The organism is Trabulsiella guamensis ATCC 49490, assembly GCF_000734965.1.
Classification (GTDB): domain Bacteria; phylum Pseudomonadota; class Gammaproteobacteria; order Enterobacterales; family Enterobacteriaceae; genus Trabulsiella; species Trabulsiella guamensis.
Genome location: NZ_JMTB01000266.1, coordinates 1 through 227 on the forward strand (window position 1 = coordinate 1; position 227 = coordinate 227).

Annotated in this window: 1 protein-coding gene; it reads right to left on the reverse strand. The window is 52.9% G+C overall.

Annotated features, from left to right (window positions below):
- On the reverse strand, nt 1-227 hold a 227-nt coding region (locus GTGU_RS26310; protein WP_038164130.1), incomplete at both ends, for a ShlB/FhaC/HecB family hemolysin secretion/activation protein.

Sequence of the window (227 nt, forward strand, 5' to 3'; positions counted from 1 at the left end):
CTGCTGCTCTGAAGCAGGACATCATCAAGGTAGTTACGGCTGATACGGTGCTGTAATCCACCGGTCAGCGCCGTTTTAATATCGCCGTTGCGGAAAATGACATGAGACAGGTTCAGACGGTGCGTCTGCGTGTCCCCTGTGGAGCGCCACGGCCAGCCGTTGTTATCAATGGTGCTGAGGTAGTTGCTCCAGGAATAACTGTAATCCAGCAACGTGTAACCATATGG